This is a genomic window from Thiofilum flexile DSM 14609 (assembly GCF_000380185.1).
In the GTDB taxonomy this organism is placed as follows: Bacteria; Pseudomonadota; Gammaproteobacteria; order Thiotrichales; family Thiotrichaceae; genus Thiofilum; species Thiofilum flexile.
On record NZ_KB904767.1, the window covers coordinates 1 to 17,236 of the forward strand.

The 17,236-nt window shown below is 45.4% G+C and carries 14 protein-coding genes and 1 pseudogene; 5 read left to right on the top strand and 10 right to left on the bottom strand.

Going from position 1 to position 17,236, the window contains the following annotated elements:
• Window positions 1-89: 89 nt before the first annotated feature.
• Window positions 90-817: pseudogene (locus tag A3IK_RS21890) on the top strand (IS5 family transposase); the annotation flags it as partial.
• A 161-nt stretch (window positions 818-978) separates the two neighbouring features.
• A complete protein-coding gene (locus A3IK_RS19045; protein ID WP_020559733.1) occupies window positions 979-2,892 on the top strand; it encodes a S8 family serine peptidase in 1,914 nt (637 codons plus the stop codon).
• Here A3IK_RS19045 and A3IK_RS0109400 read toward each other — a convergent pair.
• Both A3IK_RS0109400 and rlmD read right to left on the bottom strand, forming a co-directional pair.
• Window positions 2,859-3,077 (bottom strand): DUF2798 domain-containing protein, encoded by a 219-nt coding sequence (locus tag A3IK_RS0109400; protein WP_020559734.1) that lies wholly within the window; start codon window positions 3,075-3,077, stop codon window positions 2,859-2,861. The genes A3IK_RS19045 and A3IK_RS0109400 overlap by 34 nt on opposite strands.
• Window positions 3,078-3,100: 23 nt before the next feature.
• Window positions 3,101-4,444 carry a 23S rRNA (uracil(1939)-C(5))-methyltransferase RlmD gene (gene rlmD / locus A3IK_RS0109405; protein ID WP_020559735.1) on the bottom strand — a complete coding sequence of 448 codons (1,344 nt, stop codon included), beginning with the start codon at window positions 4,442-4,444 and terminating at the stop codon, window positions 3,101-3,103.
• Window positions 4,445-4,585: 141 nt separating this feature from the next.
• On the opposite strand from rlmD, the gene A3IK_RS0109410 reads away from it, so the two are divergent.
• Complete coding sequence (locus tag A3IK_RS0109410) at window positions 4,586-5,494, top strand: cation diffusion facilitator family transporter (RefSeq protein WP_110690399.1); 909 nt, start codon at window positions 4,586-4,588, stop codon at window positions 5,492-5,494.
• A 38-nt stretch (window positions 5,495-5,532) separates the two neighbouring features.
• The gene (msrA, locus tag A3IK_RS0109415) at window positions 5,533-6,147 is read left to right on the top strand and encodes a peptide-methionine (S)-S-oxide reductase MsrA (protein ID WP_020559737.1); all 615 of its coding nucleotides are present in this window, start codon (window positions 5,533-5,535) and stop codon (window positions 6,145-6,147) included.
• Window positions 6,148-6,208: 61 nt separating this feature from the next.
• On the opposite strand, the gene A3IK_RS0109420 is transcribed toward msrA, so the two are convergent.
• From A3IK_RS0109420 to A3IK_RS0109430, 3 genes are all read right to left on the bottom strand, one after another.
• Window positions 6,209-9,007 (bottom strand): 2-oxoglutarate dehydrogenase E1 component, encoded by a 2,799-nt coding sequence (locus A3IK_RS0109420; RefSeq protein ID WP_020559738.1) that lies wholly within the window; start codon window positions 9,005-9,007, stop codon window positions 6,209-6,211.
• Window positions 9,008-9,360: 353 nt separating this feature from the next.
• Window positions 9,361-9,627, bottom strand: a complete 267-nt coding sequence (locus A3IK_RS0109425; RefSeq protein WP_020559739.1) for a hypothetical protein — start codon at window positions 9,625-9,627, stop codon at window positions 9,361-9,363.
• Window positions 9,628-9,781: 154 nt separating this feature from the next.
• Entirely contained in the window at window positions 9,782-10,132 is a 351-nt protein-coding gene (locus A3IK_RS0109430) for a DMT family protein (protein ID WP_020559740.1), read from the bottom strand.
• 249 nt (window positions 10,133-10,381) lie between these two features.
• Here A3IK_RS0109430 and A3IK_RS21315 point away from each other — a divergent pair, with 249 nt between their 5' ends.
• A complete protein-coding gene (locus A3IK_RS21315) occupies window positions 10,382-10,528 on the top strand; it encodes a hypothetical protein (protein WP_162596633.1) in 147 nt (48 codons plus the stop codon).
• 61 nt (window positions 10,529-10,589) lie between these two features.
• Here the strand turns inward: A3IK_RS21315 and A3IK_RS0109435 are convergent, their stop codons facing one another.
• The 5 genes from A3IK_RS0109435 to A3IK_RS0109455 all read right to left on the bottom strand — a co-directional run bounded on the left by A3IK_RS0109435 (window position 10,590) and on the right by A3IK_RS0109455 (window position 17,232).
• Complete coding sequence (locus A3IK_RS0109435; RefSeq protein WP_020559741.1) at window positions 10,590-12,356, bottom strand: SLC13 family permease; 1,767 nt, start codon at window positions 12,354-12,356, stop codon at window positions 10,590-10,592.
• 136 nt (window positions 12,357-12,492) lie between these two features.
• The gene (gene cysI, locus A3IK_RS0109440; RefSeq protein WP_020559742.1) at window positions 12,493-14,250 is read right to left on the bottom strand and encodes an assimilatory sulfite reductase (NADPH) hemoprotein subunit; all 1,758 of its coding nucleotides are present in this window, start codon (window positions 14,248-14,250) and stop codon (window positions 12,493-12,495) included.
• Window positions 14,247-15,563, bottom strand: a complete 1,317-nt coding sequence (gene cysN, locus A3IK_RS0109445) for a sulfate adenylyltransferase subunit CysN (RefSeq protein ID WP_020559743.1) — start codon at window positions 15,561-15,563, stop codon at window positions 14,247-14,249. Before cysN ends, cysI begins: the two co-directional genes overlap by 4 nt.
• Complete coding sequence (gene cysD, locus A3IK_RS0109450) at window positions 15,563-16,465, bottom strand: sulfate adenylyltransferase subunit CysD (RefSeq protein ID WP_020559744.1); 903 nt, start codon at window positions 16,463-16,465, stop codon at window positions 15,563-15,565. The genes cysN and cysD overlap by 1 nt, the downstream gene beginning before the upstream one ends.
• Window positions 16,462-17,232 (bottom strand): phosphoadenylyl-sulfate reductase, encoded by a 771-nt coding sequence (locus A3IK_RS0109455; protein WP_020559745.1) that lies wholly within the window; start codon window positions 17,230-17,232, stop codon window positions 16,462-16,464. Before A3IK_RS0109455 ends, cysD begins: the two co-directional genes overlap by 4 nt.
• Between the last annotated feature and the right edge of the window lie 4 nt (window positions 17,233-17,236).

A 17,236-nucleotide genomic window follows, 5' to 3' on the forward strand; every position in this document is an offset into this window, starting at 1 on the left:
CTAGGTTCTGTTGACATTTATAACGATCATTTGCTAAAAGCACTGAATTTCAGTTAGTTAAGATGAGTCGTTACGTTTTGACCGATGAGCAATGGGAAGTACTTCATCAAGTCCTCCAAGACCACCCACGTGTCTATGTCGGACGCCCTGATCACTGTCGCTTGTTTTTGAATGCGGTGTTGTGGATTCTACGATCAGGTAGTCAATGGCGTAGCTTACCACCAGAGTACGGTCACTGGAATAGCGTGTTTAAGCGTTATAACCGCTGGGCGGCCTTAGGGGTATGGGAGGCTCTCTTTCAAGCGGTTCAGGTCGAACCAGATCTACAAGAAGGCTGCATTGACAGCACGGTGGTACGCGCCCATGCGTGTGCAGCAGGGGCAAAAAAAGTAGTGCCGAGGCCGAAGCTCTAGGGCGCTCGGTTGGCGGCTTTAGTTGTAAAATCCATGTGTTAACCGATGCATTAGGTTATCCCTTACGCTTTATCTTAACACCCGGTCAAACGGCGGATATTACACCGGCTAAGACGTTAGTCGGTTCAATAGCGCTTCAAGCCCTGTTGGCGGATAAGGCCTATGATTCACAAGATTTTATCGATTATCTTCACGAGCATCAGATAGAAGCCCTGATTCCCTCACGCTCTAATGCGCGGGAACCCCGCACCTATGACAAGGTGAGGTATCAGGAGCGCCACTTAATTGAGTGCTTTTTTGGTAAGATCAAGCACTATCGACGAGTCTTTTCGCGGTTTGACAAGAAGGCTCAAAACTTTAGGGCATTTCTTCATTTTGTCGCTGTTTTAATCTGGACTCGGTAAATGTCAACAGAACCTAGTAAAATAATTCACTACCGCTCATCCCCGGCTTAAATCCATTAAGGGTATTAATCTTAACCTTATAACACCTTATACCTGCACTCATTGGGTTTCATAGGCTAAATCCGTAATTTAACCCTTATCAATTTATGGGTTTGCTTATTATGTTAATGCTCAATGGATGGCGTACTGCTTTACTCTGTGCTGGATTAGTCTTACCTAGTTTAGGATACACAGAGGAGTTCATAACAACAGATCGTTTTATTATTAATTACGAACCTACTATTGGGGCTATGAGTGCTTCTAATCAACTAGCCCATCAAAATCTCATGACCCAAGCAGCGGAAGATCTAACGGGTCTAGACCTAAAACATACTCGTACCCTTGCTACCGGAGCAGATGTCTTAGTCGCTAGACAAAACATGACCCTTGAAGCCGCCCAAGTTTACGCAGATACCCTAGCGACTTTGCCGGGTGTGGTCAGTGTTGAACCCGATATCCCTCTGCACCCCAATTTATTACAACCACAAGACCCTTTTTATACTCAACAATCCTATTTATTTGCCCCTAAAGCTAACTATCTCAGTGCTATTAATGCAGAAGCCGCATGGTCTATTACCCAAGGCGACTCATCGCTTGTCATTGGCGTGCTTGATACTGGGATTACCGAGCATCCTGATCTTAATGCTAACCTTGTAGGACACAGTGCTGCTCTCTCTGGCTATGATTTTATTAGTAATGCCAACGTGGCGCGTGATAATGATGCCCGCGATAGCGACCCTACCGATCAAGGTACGCTAGATACTACCGAATGGCATGGCACCCATGTGGCTGGACTCATCGCCGCACGGCAAAACGAACAAGGTATTTCTGGTGTTAGCCCTAATAGCACCCTACTCAATGCACGGATTATGGGCGCTAATGGGGGTTATACCTCGGATCTAATTGATGCTATCTATTGGGCGATTGGTGAGCCTGTACTCAATACCCCTATCAATCAACACCCCGCACGGATTTTAAATTTAAGCCTTGGTGGACGTAGTGCTATTTGCTCACCTACCCTACAAACCGCCCTCGATAGTGCTAACCGTAAAGGGGTCGTGGTCGTGGTCGCCGCCGGTAATGCCGCGATTTCGGTCAGCCAACAAATGCCTGCGAACTGTGAGCATGTGATTGTAGTAGGTGCTGCGGATTATGCCGGGCAAATGGCAAGCTTTAGTAATCGGGGTAGCGCGGTGGATTTGCTGGCTCCCGGAGTTGATATCCTATCTACCTATAACACGGGCTATGATGCCCCCTTAAGTGCCACCTATAGCTCTATGACTGGTACTAGTATGTCTACCGCACTAGTGACTGGTGTGAGTGCTTTAATGTTAGCGGCTAACCCTAATCTGACTAATGGAAAAGTAGCGACAGACTCTGTTCCTGCTCTAATTGAAAGTAAACTAAAACAAAGCACTCGTACCTTTAGTAGCGGAACTCAAACATTATGTGCTGGACAATGTGGGGCGGGATTATTAGATGCTTTTAATGCGGTGAATGCGGTCAGCACCCCACCTGTTGCGGTAGGCAAGGCTGCTGCAACTATCGTTAAACAAACCGCGACTTTAGATGCTTCGGCTAGCAGTGATGATAGTTACAATACTCAAGGCTTAGCCTATCGCTGGGAACAAGTGCAAGGCGAAACAGTAAAACTCAGCAACAACACTCAAGCCAAAGCTACTTTTACCGCACCGAGCCAGCCTCAAAGCTTAGTCTTTAAACTCACTGTCACCGATGATGTGGGTTTAAGTGCAAGTACAACCATTACCGTAACGATTAAGGCTGCTCCTACTCCAGTGACACCTACTGAGTCTGTGACTACCACTCCAACACCTGCTATGCCAACACCCAACACCCCGACTCAATCAACCCCCTCTACCGAGTCTGTAACACCCACAATCCCAACTCCCTCTACCCCCGCCGTAGCCACCACCACGACTACGTCTTCAGGCGGTGGCGGTAGCGTTGAATGGTTAGTATTAGTTCTATTAGCCCTATTAGTTTATGTCAGACGGAGTACTAACTTTTGTACTTGAGGGGCTATTACTAATACGGCTCCAAAGGCAATGGGGAATGCAGTAATAAAGCTTGTTCCCCAACGCAATAAAAAGCCATTCGAAAAGCCAGTATTAAGCGCCACAATGATAAAGGTCATCAGTAGCGCCATCGAAAAGGACATTAATAAGGCAAATAACAGGCGCACCTTTAAAGGTTGTTTCATTAGTATCAAATCCTAACTCATTATTATTTATCAAAAACAGCAATAGATTCCACATGGGAAGTATGTGGGAACATATCCATGACTCCGGCACTTGTTAGCCGGTAACCATGCGTATTTACTAGTTCATGGGCATCCCTTGCAAGTGTTGCGGGATTACAAGACACATAGACAATGCGTTTGGCTTTTAAACGTCCGATATACGGCATGATCTCAATCGCACCTGCACGGGGGGGATCTAGTAAAATCTTGTCATAGTGGCGTTTTAACCAAGCTTGCTGTTTTAAAGCATCATCATCCATCAGATTACAAGCATGGTAATCCGTATTATGAATGTCATTGAGTTCTGCGGAATGTTTCGCCCGCTTCACCATTACCGCATCGCCTTCCACACCTGTGACTTGCATGGCCTGCTGTGCTAAAGGCAACGTGAAATTTCCCAAACCACAGAATAAGTCGAGTACCGTTTCATTCGCTTGAGGGTCTAATAGTTCTACAGCCCGTTTGACCATGAGACGATTAATCGACTGATTGATCTGAAAGAAATCCTGCGGCCCAAACTCTACACGGGTATTAAACTGCGGATGCTCATAATATAGAGTTGGTGTAGTAGGCCAAATGCAATGCACGGTATCGGGGCCTTTAGGTTGCAAATAAATTTGCTGATTCATGCGCTCGCCATAGGCACGTAATAGCTCTATGTCTTGCGCGGTTAATGGCTCTAGATGGCGCACAATCAGCGCGGTTGCATTATCACCGACCGCCACCTCAATCTGTGGAATACGTTCTTTTTGCGACATGCTACTCATTAACTGCTGCAAATCGACTAAATGCTCGCCCACACTTGGATGTAGTACTTCACAGCGAGTTAAATCGGCTAAAAAGGAACCCTCACGCTCCCGAAACCCGACTAATACCTTGCCTTTTTTAGGTACATAGCGCACCCCCAAACGGGCTTTGCGCCGATAACCCCAAATATCTCCCCGTAGCGGCTCCAGCACGGTGTCCGGTTCGACCTTGCCCACATGCTTTAATTGATCTAAGAGTGCTTGTTGCTTATAACGAATCTGAGCCTCTGGCGCTAAATGCTGCCAAGAACAGCCTCCGCATACGCTATAGTGCATACATTTGGGGGTAACACGCTCATCCGAGGGAGTTAACACCTCGACCGTCACGGCCTCATCAAAGCTCTTTTTTTGTAGGGTATAACGGGCTTTAACCGTTTCCGTGGGGAGTGCTCCTTCCACAAATATGACCTTTCCCTCTAAGTGGGCAACTCCTTTTCCCTCTAAAGTCATTGACTCAATGGTTAACTCCACTGGCGGAAGATGATCAACCCGTGCTGGTTGACGACGCGAACGATGACCCATGAAAACTTTCAATCCATTACACTGACAAAGGGGGCGTATTATGAGGCTAAGTGTGGGAGGGTGCAAACGGCTAGCTGAAAATCCATAGCATCCCCCGCAGAGCGCGGCTAGTATATGTTATTTCGCTAATTGTAAATGACTATGCCACACTCACACTCTAGTGCTGCTAGCCAAGAAAAATCCCTTGTTGCAGCGACCTCCGTCCTAGCCGCTTTAGGCTTAACTACCCTAAAATTTATCGTGGGTTTACTGACGAATTCACTCGGTATTTTAGCCGAAGCCGCACACTCCGCTTTAGACCTCATGGCGGCCTTAATTACCTATTTCACTGTGCGGGTATCGGATAAGCCAGCCGATAAAAAACACCCCTTTGGGCATGGAAAATTAGAAAATATTTCTGCTCTCATCCAAAGCCTGATTCTTATTTTAACGGCAGGCTGGATTATTTATGAGGCTTTTGATCGGCTAATACACCCCGGCACCCATTTAGAACTCTCGATCTGGGCGTTTATTGTGATGGGTATTTCAATTGTCGTGGACTATTCACGCTCTAGAATGCTCAAAAAGGCTGCCGAAAAACATAAATCTCAAGCACTAGAGGCCGATGCATTACACTTTAGTATTGATATTTGGTCTTCTATGGTAGTGCTTTTAGGTTTGGGTTTAGTCTGGGCTAGTAGTGCTTTCAATATTATTTGGCTGGAAAAAGCCGATGCTATCGCCGCGATTATTGTGGCACTGATTATTTTATTTGTGAGTGGTGAATTGGGGCTAAAAGCAGTACATGAATTAATTGATACTGCCCCGCAAAATGGGATTCAAGGGCAAATTATCACCGCAGTTAGTCAACTCCAAGGTATTACTAATGCTCATGCTTTACGCATTCGTTCCTCTGGAGGGCGTTGGTTTGTCGATATGCATGTGACCGTCCCCGGACAAATGACGGTGCAGGAAAGCCATGCTCTCACCGAAGAAATTGAGCATTTAGTCGAGGAATTACTTCCTCATTCCGATGTTACTGTCCATGTGGAACCAGATGGCATTCACTGAGTCTAAGTGCTTATCATTTATTTCTATAGGGGGATGTGATGTCACTTGTTAAAACAGCGCTCTTAGCCAGCAGTGTAATTTTCTTAAGCTTTCATACTTTAGCACAGGCTAAAACTGAGACGCTTATGGTAGCAGGGGGATGTTTTTGGTGTGCAGAAGCGGATTTCGAGGGTAAAAAAGGGGTGCTTGATGTGGTATCCGGTTATACCGGCGGTCACGTCCCAAACCCTACCTATAAACAAGTTTCGTATACCGATACCGGACATTTTGAAGCGATTCGTATTACTTTTGATGATAGCAAGGTTAGCTTAAAAGAATTAGTGGATTACTACTGGCATACGATTGATCCTACTAATGCTAGAGGGCAATTTTGTGATAAGGGCAAACCTTATCGCACTGCGCTATTTTATCAATCCCAACGCCAAAAACTGGTTTTTGACGCCTCACTCAAAGAGCTTAATGCGAGTAAACCTTTCACAGCTCCAATAGTCACCTCAATACTGCCCGCCAAACCGTTTTATTTAGCCGAAAATTACCATCAGGATTACTACAAAAAAAATCCTATACGTTATAACTATTACCGTTGGAATTGTAACCGTGATGCCACAGTTGAAAGGCTTTGGGGTGCGGTTGCAAGTGAAGAGCCTAGGTAAAAACAACAAAGCCCGATATTAAATCGGGCTTTGCCAGCATTATTTCATTAAAGTCTAACGCTTACTCTGGAGCCGCTAAGCCTAGAGCTTCTGCGACTAAAGCGCGTTGTTGTCTTTGATGGACATAGAGCGAACCTACCGCTGGAGCTGCTGACGAGGGGCGGCTGACGCAAGTGATTTCTGCTGCATCAAACACCTCAAAGCGGTGACGAATACCATCCCAAGCACCTTGATTCACTGGCTCTTCTTGGCACCATAATACGGTTTTCATATTAGCGTACTGACGTACAATCTGATTCAGTTCTGGTGCAGGGAATGGATACAGTTGCTCAATACGGACAATCGCCACCTGCTCCAAGTTTTGTTTACGACGCTCTTCTAATAGATCGTAGTAAACCTTACCGCTACACATGACCACGCGCTCAACTTTTGCTTTAGCCTCTGGTGTCACTGCATCCACATCATCAATCACTAAGTGGAAATGCCCTTCAGTGAAATCCTTCAGCTCACTCACCGCTAATGGATGACGCAGTAAGCTTTTTGGTGTGAATACAATCAAAGGTTTACGATAATTACGTAACACTTGGCGGCGAATCATATGGAAAGTTTGTGCAGGAGTCGATGGCACTATAATCTGCATATTGCCTTGAGCACATAACTGTACAAAGCGCTCTAAACGGGCAGAGGAGTGTTCAGGGCCTTGACCTTCAAAACCATGCGGTAAAAACATTACCAGACCACAGAGACGATTCCACTTCTGCTCGCCTGAGCTAATGAATTGGTCAATCACCACTTGAGCGCCATTCACGAAGTCACCGAATTGTGCTTCCCAAATGACTAAGGCACTAGGCTCCGCTGTAGAATAACCATACTCAAAGGCCAATACGGCTTCCTCAGATAGTACCGAGTCAATCACCGTAAACTCACCTTGTGTCTGTGCGGTATGTTTGATAGGCACCCATTGCTGACGTTGCTTTTGATTATGTAGCACAGCATGACGATGGGAGAAAGTACCACGACCACAGTCTTGACCAGATAGACGGACATTAATACCTTGATCCACCAAAGTCGCATAAGCTAGCGTCTCACCAAAGCCCCAATCGGCTGGTTTCTCGCCCCGTCCCATTTCAGCACGCGCTTCAAATACTTTTAATACCCGTGGATGAACCATAAAATCAGCAGGAAGATTTTTCAACCATCCCTCGGAAATAGCGCTAATACGCTCGGCTGGATAAGTAGTTTTTGCCTCATCACGCCACTTACCTTCTAAGTAAATTTTCCAATGCGTTTGTAATGCAGGGGGTAAGCCTGTCTGATGATAGTTTTCGCAGACTACATCACCGTTCTCCAAGTGAGTCCGATAGGCTTTCACCATATTATCGGCTTCATCCTGAGTCAGCACCCCTGCGGCTACTAATTTATTCGCATATTGAGTACGAGTGGTCGCAAGGTTACGGATAATGTCATACATCACGGGTTGAGTCATTGCTGGCTCATCTGCCTCATTATGACCTAAACGACGATAACAGACTAAATCAATGACCACATCCTTACGGAAGCGATCACGATATTCAGCCGCTAATTGAGCCACATAAACCACCGCCTCTGGATCATCCCCATTCACATGGAAAATGGGAATATTGATCATTTTGGCGACGTCGGTCGGATAATAAGTAGAGCGACTATCGGCAACGGTGCTAGTGGTAAAACCAATTTGGTTATTCACCACAATATGAATAGTGCCGTGGGTACGATAGCCACGGGTTTGTGCCATATTGAAGGTTTCCATGACCACGCCCTGTCCTGCAAAGGCCGCATCGCCATGGATTACAATCCCTAACACTTCAGTACCTGTCTTATCGCCCCGTCGATCTTGACGCGCCCGCACCGAGCCTTCAACTACTGGGCTAACAATTTCTAGATGCGAGGGATTAAAGGCTAAGGCCATATGTACCGACCCACCCGGAGTCTGTACATCAGAGGAGTAACCTTTGTGATATTTCACATCGCCTGTGAAATTAGGATCTTCAACCTTACCCTCAAACTCAGCAAATAGCTCACCGGAAGGTTTGCACATCACATTAATGAGTACATTCAAGCGCCCCCGATGCGCCATACCAAAGACGACTTCTTTAGCACCAAACTCACCGACTTTTTGTACAATTTTTTTCAGCATCGGGATTAAGCTTTCGCCACCCTCTAAACCGAAACGCTTTTGCCCTACATAACGACGATGTAAATATTGCTCAAACATCTCGGCGGCAGTGACATGGCGCAATAAGGTCTTACGATCATCATTTGTGAGAGTCGCACGCCCTAGACTTAACTCAATGCGTTTTTGCAGCCAGCGCTTTTCCTCCTCATCCATAATATGCATATACTCAAAACCAATACTACGCACGTAGGTTTCTTTTAATGCATTCACAATATTAGTAAGCGTTGGAGTCGCGGCAATATTAAAGGAACCTGGATCAAATACCGTATTACCATCGACATCGGTTAATTGATGATGCTCTAAAGTTAGCTGCGGCATTTCTTGCTTATAGGCATAACTACCTAAGGGGTTGGTATCCGCTTGAAAGTGCCCCAAATTACGATAGGCATTAATTAAGCGTGATACTCTCACCTGCATACTACGACGCTCAAGAGCCTGAGGGCCTTCGGCAGCTAATTGTTGGAACGAGCTAGCACGGGAAGTATTTAATAGGCTATGGTCTAAACCACTAAAGTACTCACGCCATTCTGGAGAGAGCGAATCGGGCGCTTGTTGGTATTGCAAGTACATCTGCTCTAAAAAGAGCGCATGTTCGCCATCTAAGAAAGTTTCGTCTAATGAACCTAGACCTTGGTGATTACTCATCCATCCTACTCCGAGCTAGTGCTTTAGGGTGTCAACAGTTAGCAACTGCTAAGCAATGTTTCTTTAAATAGTCAAGGCGCAATATTATAGGATAAAAGCGCTAGATTGAAAGATGCAAGCAGCATAAATCTACGCTTTAGACCCGTAAAAGGGGATATTTTAATAACTTTTATCGTGTCAACACTCAAGCACAAAATATCTATAAAGTATACCATAGCGAAATAGTTAAGCGGGTTTTTAGCAAAATTGTCGACATAATGATATTTTTAGCGCAAAACATGCGGGGATGAGTAGGTTTTGTACATCTCTCCTAGCGGTAGCATAGCAATCTAAATAGGGGGTTAGCATGCTGTTTAACTTGCAAAAATAATAACTAGAATTAAGAGCATTAAAACCACACTCAGCACTAGGTTAAGTCGTGCTTGATTGCTTAAATCAGAGACATGTTCAGGCACTAGAGGAACATAGACCTCAGCAACCTCTCCCGTTGGAATGCGTAGCTCCCGATGCCAACACTCACGGATATCATTTAAGACCAAAAAAGTCCCAACTTGCTCCACTTCCCCTGCATGGTAAGTCTCACCATTTTTTAGGCTGACAGTATACTTCATTTTCATCATGCACCACTCTTTTATACTCACTCGCTAACCAACGCCCTAGCCATTAAGCCCATGACTAAAGGCCACCTCGTATGCAGTTAACCTTCCATAACTACACCCCTTAGTGTCTAGTAAGTATTCAGAATGTAAGATGAATAAATCTCCCCTAATCAACCTAAACGAACTTACTCCTAAACATAAAGTAAACGGCTCCCACCAAACATAGCCCCGCCCATAAGTAATCTAGCTTCAGTGGCTCTTTAAGGTAATAGACCGAAAAAGGCACAAATACCCCCAAGGTGATTACCTCTTGAATAATTTTTAGCTGCCCCACGCTTAACACGGTATAGCCAATGCGGTTCGCCGGTACTTGTAATAAATACTCAAACAAGGCAATCCCCCAGCTCACCAAAGCCGCAATCACCCAAAATTTATTATTCAGCTCCTTTAAATGGGCATACCAAGCAAAGGTCATAAAGATATTACTGCAAATCAGCAGCCCAACGGTGATAATAATAGGATGCATAGCCTAGTTTCCCCCCTCTCAATGATGTTAAAATAAGCTATTGTACGAGAGTGTATTGATAATTTTGTAATCACTTTGGTAAAAAAACAGCTTATCTAACCGTCCCTTATCCAAAATCTGAATAAGCAATTCAGGATTTATCACTTCCCTTTTCTAACAATTCACGTTAAATTCGTATCGCCGACTTAAAAATAACTCAACATAGAGTACTTAGTATTAGCTCGGTTTTAAATATAGGGAGGAATCAGTATGAAATCATTTCTTGAAATCTGGCGACGCATCTTTAATGCCTTAGCCATGAACAACGCCAGTGATTATCTCAGCCAATCTCGCAAATTAACTTTGCTATCTCAAGCCGATACAAAAACAACTCAACAGAAACCATCATTAGCTTAACCTATTCTAGTGACCATACTGCTTTGTATGGTCACCCGTAACACTGTACTGCCCCCTCCCATCAGAAAGGCCACACCACCGCAATCATCACAATCGCTGTTGCACCCGCAATTATGTTCATCGGTGTACCCATTCTTAGGTAATCCAGCGCCCGATAGCCTCCCGGACTATACACCATTAAATTAGTTTGATAACCAATTGGTGTCATAAAACTAGCAGAAGCGGCAAACATGATAGTAATCGCAAACGGTACAATATCCACCCCAAACTGTTTAGCCAAGGAAATAGCCACCGGAAACATCAAGGCGGCTGCGGCATTATTAGTAATGACCTCGGTAAACAGCGAAGTCATGACATAAACCACAACGATAGCCATTAGCGGACTATTAACCCCCATCCCCATGACAGACTCTGCGATCCATTGGGCAGCTCCCGTCTTAGTCATAGCCTCCCCTAGGGCAAACGAAGCACCAATCACCGTCAATACCGTAAAATCAATCGAACGCCGTGCTAAGCCTGCATTTAAACAATGCGTTAGTAACATAACACCTGCTGCCACCCAAGCCGCCTCTAAAATCGGGATAATTTCAAAAGCACTCAGCAACACCATGCCCACTAAAATCCCTAAAGCTAACTTAGCTTTGGCAAAATTGGGCGGGCTTGAATTATCCAAAGCACTGACCAATAGAAAATCTTTGCGAAAACGATATTGATTAGCAAACTCCTTACCCGCCTCTAGTAACAAGGTATCACCCGCTTGCAAACGCATATTTAAGCCTTTATCAGGCAAGTGGGTGCCCCCACGAGAAACCGACAATACAACGGCCTGATAATTCGCTAAAAAGTCACATTCCTGAATCGTCATGCCTAAAAACGGGAACTCACTACTGAGCACGGCCTCCACCAGACGCCGCCGATAATGCACAATCCCCAGATTATGAATATCCTCATTGGCGGGTTGTAAACCCTCAATACTACGCAATTCATGAGCGCAACGGGGCGCACCCACAAAGGCTAAGAGGTCATTCGCTTGTAAAATAAAATCGACATCAGGGCTTTGAATTAATTCATTCCCCCGCTCAATCTCAACCAAATAACCATACCCTAGTTGTGACAAACCAGCGGCGGCAAGGGTTTTACCCACCAAATTACCCTTTTCTTGCACCACCATTTCGACATGATACTCACGAATCTGCTCAGGCGACTCCAGCACCCCCGCATTACTAGGCAAGAGTCGATTACCGCACAATAAAATAAAACCGGCTCCTGCACAGAACACGGCAAAACCTACCAAGGTAATATCAAACATACCCAGTCCTGCATGTCCCGTTTTTTGTAATAGGCCATTCACGACCAGATTAGTACTAGTCCCAATCAAGGTACATGTACCCCCTAAAATCGCCGCGTAGCTTAGGGGTAGTAAGAGTTTCGAGGGTGGAAGTTTAAGACGCTGACACCAATCTTGTACGGCGGGCATAAACATAGCCACCACGGTGGTGTTATTTAAGAAAGCACTGAGGAAAGCGGTGGGTAATAATAACCGCCATTGAGCAGCCCGCACGGTGTGAGGCTGCCCTAAAACCCAACGAGCCAGCCCTTGTATGGCTCCCGTTTCACGTAACCCTGCTGCAACCACGTAAAGGGCTGCAATCGTCATTAGACCTGTGTTACTAAACCCCGCAAAAGCCTCTTCCGGCGTCAATACCCCACTTACCAGCAAAGTCATTAAGCCTGCCATTAAGATTAAATCGGCAGCAATGGTTGTCAAAGCTAAAGCGAGTAATACACCCACAACCACTGCTAGGGTTAGCATTGCTTCCCAGCCCATATACCCTCCTGAGGAATCTTGCAACTTTTATAACCCCCACCCTAGCCTCCAAATAGGTAGGTACAAGACAAAAGAGCTAACCGTGGGGTGCTATGGAATAGTTTCGCTAAAGCATAGGAACCAAGCAAGGTTTATCTTATTGATGAAACTCGCGACCTACTAAGGTAGCCCGGATAATTCCCGCTCTAATGACAAAATCACCAAAATGCTCACCAGATAAACGCTCCACCGAATACCGACCGAGTAACTGATCTAACTCACTCAAAAGCGCTTTTTCATCTAGATTTTCACGGTACAGCTTATTCAAACGTTCACCTTGAAAATCACCGCCTAGATAAAGATTATACCGCCCCGGTGACTTACCGATTAAACCAATTTCTGCCATGACCGAGCGCCCACAACCATTCGGGCAGCCCGTCATACGGATTTTGATATCCTCTTGGAGCAATCCATATTGGCGCAACGTAGGCTCTAACTTATCCAATAAACTAGGCATATAGCGCTCTGCTTCCGCCATGGCTTGTGGGCAGGTATTGAGCGATACACAGGCAATCGAATTACGTCGTAAACCAGAAATATGCTGGGCTTCTAGTTGATAGTGGTAGCGAGTGAGTAAAGTCTCAACCACTGCCTTATCCGCCTCTTCCACATTAGCTATCACTAAATTTTGATTCGCGCTCAAACGTAAACGGAAATTTGTCCAAGCATGATCCAAGGCATATTGTGATAATTGTGCCAAGGCTGTTTTGAGTTGATATTCTTCGGTATCTTTCACCCGTCCGTATTCAACCCGTAGTGTTAAATGCCAACGACCATCTGCGGTTTGACGCCAACCAAACTGATCCCCGGTGGTAATAAATTCCACTGGCTTAGCCGCTGCTAAATCCCAACCTAAACGTTGATTGAGTTCAGCCTTAAACCACTCCAGACCATACTGATCAAGCGTATATTTAAAGCGCGAGAGTTTGCGATCCGTGCGATTCCCATAATCGCGTTGAATGGATACAATCTGGTAACACACATCTAATACTTGATCAGGCGTGCAAAAACCAATGGTATCGGCGAGGCGTGGATAAGTATCCTCACGCCCAAAGGTCATTCCTAAACCGCCCCCTACTGCAACATTAAAGCCTACTAGCTTCTCGCCCTCAGCAATCGCCACTAAGCCAATGTCATTAATATACACATCGGTATCATTATAGGGTGGGATAGCAATAGCTACTTTAAATTTGCGCGGTAGATAATGCTTACCATATAAAGGCTCTAACTCTTCTGGCTCACCACCTGCAACCAAAGTACGCCCTTCTGGTTGATCGAGCCATATCTCATGATAGGCACGAGTGCGAGGTAATAGATGCTCACTAATCTTCTGTGCATACGGAAAGACTTGGGCATGAATAGCGGAGAGAGAAGCATCCGGCGTACACATGACATTCCGATTCACATCGCCACAGGCGGCAATACTATCTAGTACCGCCTCATCCATCATTTGAATCGATTTTTTCAGGTCAAATTTCAAAATACCATGAAACTGCATTGCCTGACGGGTCGTGATACGCAAGGTTTTATTAGCATATTGATCCGCAATAGCCGTGAGCTTTAGCCACTGCTGTGCATTCAAATCGCCCCCCGGAACCCGTACCCGAATCATAAACTCATACGCTGGCTCTAATTTGCGCTCTTGCCGCTCTAAGCGTAGATCACGGTCATCCTCAATATAGGCACCATGAAATTTAATCAGTTGCACATCATCAGCCGCAATTGCTCCGGTAATAGGATCGGCGAAACTTTCCACTAAAGTGCCACGCAAATAGCGACTTTTGTCTTTAATATGCTCCACCTCAGAAGGCTTCGCGACCATGACATTAAAGGTCTTAGGTGTAGGCTTAGTCATGCGGCATCCCTCTGATCTGAATTAGCACTATCAATCAACCCAATCATGCCTGCACCGACCGTATTATTAGTACTTTCATCAATCACAATGAAAGCTCCGGTGCTGCGATTATCCCGATAAGAATCCGTAAATAAGGGTTGGGCTAATTTAAAATTCACCACGGCAATATCATTCATACTCAAGCCATTCACCGCTTGACGCTCTAAACTATTCACATCCACACGGTATGGAATGCTCGCAATTTTAGCTTTCGTTTCACGGGTGGTATGACGAATTAAATAAGTACGCGATTTATCTAAAGGTGTTTCAGATAACCAGCATACTGTGGTTTCAATTTGTTTAGTTTGATTTGGTAACTCGGTCGCACGTACTAACATATCACCGCGTGAAATATCAATTTCATCATCGAGTAATATGGTCACTGATTGTTCAGTCAATGCTTCTGGCAAAGATTGTCCACCTAACTCAATCGCTTTAACCGTACTGCTTAAACCAGATGGTAATACCGTGACGCGCTCACCTACTTTAATCGAACCGGACTCAACCCGTCCCATGAAACCACGATAATCGTGTAATTCGGGATTGGTCGAATCTTGTGGGCGGCATACGTATTGCACCGGTAAACGGAACGCTTCGACATGCTCATCGTGTGCGGTAGTAGCCGTCTCTAAAATTTCCATTAAGGTCTGCCCTTGATACCACGGCAGATTTTCACCACGCTCAACCACCATATCGCCCTTCAAAGCTGATAAGGGGATGAAACGCACATCCTTAATCCCTAATTGCTCGGCAAAAGCTAAATACTCACTACGAATCTTTTCAAACACGCTTTGATCGTAATTGACCAAATCCATTTTATTAACCGCCACCACTAAATGGGGGATACCGACCAAATGTGCCAAATAGGAATGGCGACGCGTTTGAGTAATCACACCTTTACGCGCATCGACTAGAATCACGGCAAGATCAGCGGTCGAGGCGGCCGTCACCATATTACGCGTGTATTGCTCATGTCCGGGGGCATCAGCAATAATGTATTTGCGAATGCCCGTTGTGAAATAGCGATACGCTACATCAATCGTAATCCCCTGCTCACGCTCAGCCTGTAAGCCATCGGTCAGTAAGGATAAATCGACTTGCTCCATACCACGCTTTAAAGACGTCTTTTCAATGGCCGTCAGGGTATCGGCTAAAATCGCTTTAGAGTCAAATAATAAGCGCCCGATTAAAGTGCTCTTGCCATCATCCACACTGCCACAGGTTAGAAAACGTAATAAACCGTGGTCTTCGATTGGGTGAGTTTGAATAGTCATTAGAAATACCCCTCTTTCTTACGTTGTTCCATCGCGGCTTCTGAAGCCTGATCATCTAAACGGGTTGCACCACGCTCAGTAATCGTCGTGGTCGCAGTTTCAGCAATAATTTTATCTACAGTATCCGCATCGGAGAGTACGGGAGCAGTACAGGTAATATCGCCTACGGTACGGAAGCGAACTTGTAAATTCACTACCTCTTCACCTGCTAAAGCTGGTGTCACAGCGGTCACAGGCTGCATCGCCCCTTTACGCATTACAATCGGACGCGTATGGGCAAAGTAAATGCTCGGTAGCTCTAAACCTTCGCGTTGAATGTATTGCCACACATCTAACTCGGTCCAATTGGAGATAGGGAACGCGCGAATATTTTCACCTTTATGGCTCCGCGCATTGTATAAGCTCCATAATTCAGGACGCTGATTTTTAGGGTCCCACTGACCAAACTCATCACGGAAGCTCATAATGCGTTCTTTAGCACGGGCTTTCTCTTCATCACGGCGAGCGCCCCCAATGCAGGCATCAAAACCAAATTCTTCGATCGCCTCGAGTAAAGTAACCGATTGATGCTTATTACGTGACTCATTGGGGTGTTTCAGTACCACAGTGCCACGCTTCATCGAGTCTTCTACTGAGCGCACAATTAAACGCTCACCCAATTCAGCCGCTCTACGATCTCGAAACTCAACCACTTCAGCATAATTGTGTCCGGTATCCACATGTAAGAGTGGAAAAGGAAAACGTCCGGGGCGAAAGGCTTTTTCTGCCAAACGTAAGAGGCAGATAGAATCCTTACCACCCGAAAAGAGTAAAACGGGGTTAGAACACTGTCCGGCGACTTCGCGCAGAATATGAATCGCTTCTGCCTCTAACCAATCCAAATGACTTAACGGTTTAGTCATGCTTTCGTCTCCGCCAATGAAATACCTAGTAAATTAATTTTTTTAAAGGGAACGGCGGCTGTGCCATCATGTAAACCACACTCTTGATTAGCGGTTTCCCACCACCAACGCCCTGCTCGCTCATCTTCACCCTCAGCAATAGCGCGGGTACAAGGTTGACAACCAATACTAGGAAAACCTTGATCATGCAGCGGGTTATAGGGTACGCCCTGCTCGGTGATATAGTTGCGCACATCAGCTAAAGACCAATGCAGGAGCGGATTAAATTTCAATAAATTCCGAGCTTTATCCCATTCAAATAATTGCATATCTGAACGATAAGCTGACTGTGCGGCACGTAAGCCGGTAATCCACACTTCTGCACCTTGTAAGGCGCGATTTAGAGGTTCGATTTTACGAATCGCACAGCACTCTTTGCGGTTAGCTACTGAGTCATATAAGGCATTAATGCCTTTAGTTGACACATACTGCTCTAGCATCTCTGTATTGGGATACAGTACTTGAATCGTTTTGCCATACTGTTTAGTCGTCGCTGCTAAGGTCGAATAATTTTCTGGAAACTGGCGTCCGGTATCTAACGTAAATACATCAATCGCTAAGTGTTGGCTAAAAATCGCTGCGGTAATCACCTGATCTTCTAGTCCTAAACTGCTAGAAAAAGCGATTTTATGTTGAAAACGTTGACGCAAAGCCTGAAGTGCTACGGCTAACTCATAGCGAGCAAACTCTTCATTTAAGGCTTTAAGGTCTGGACAGGTGAAAGTCATGTTA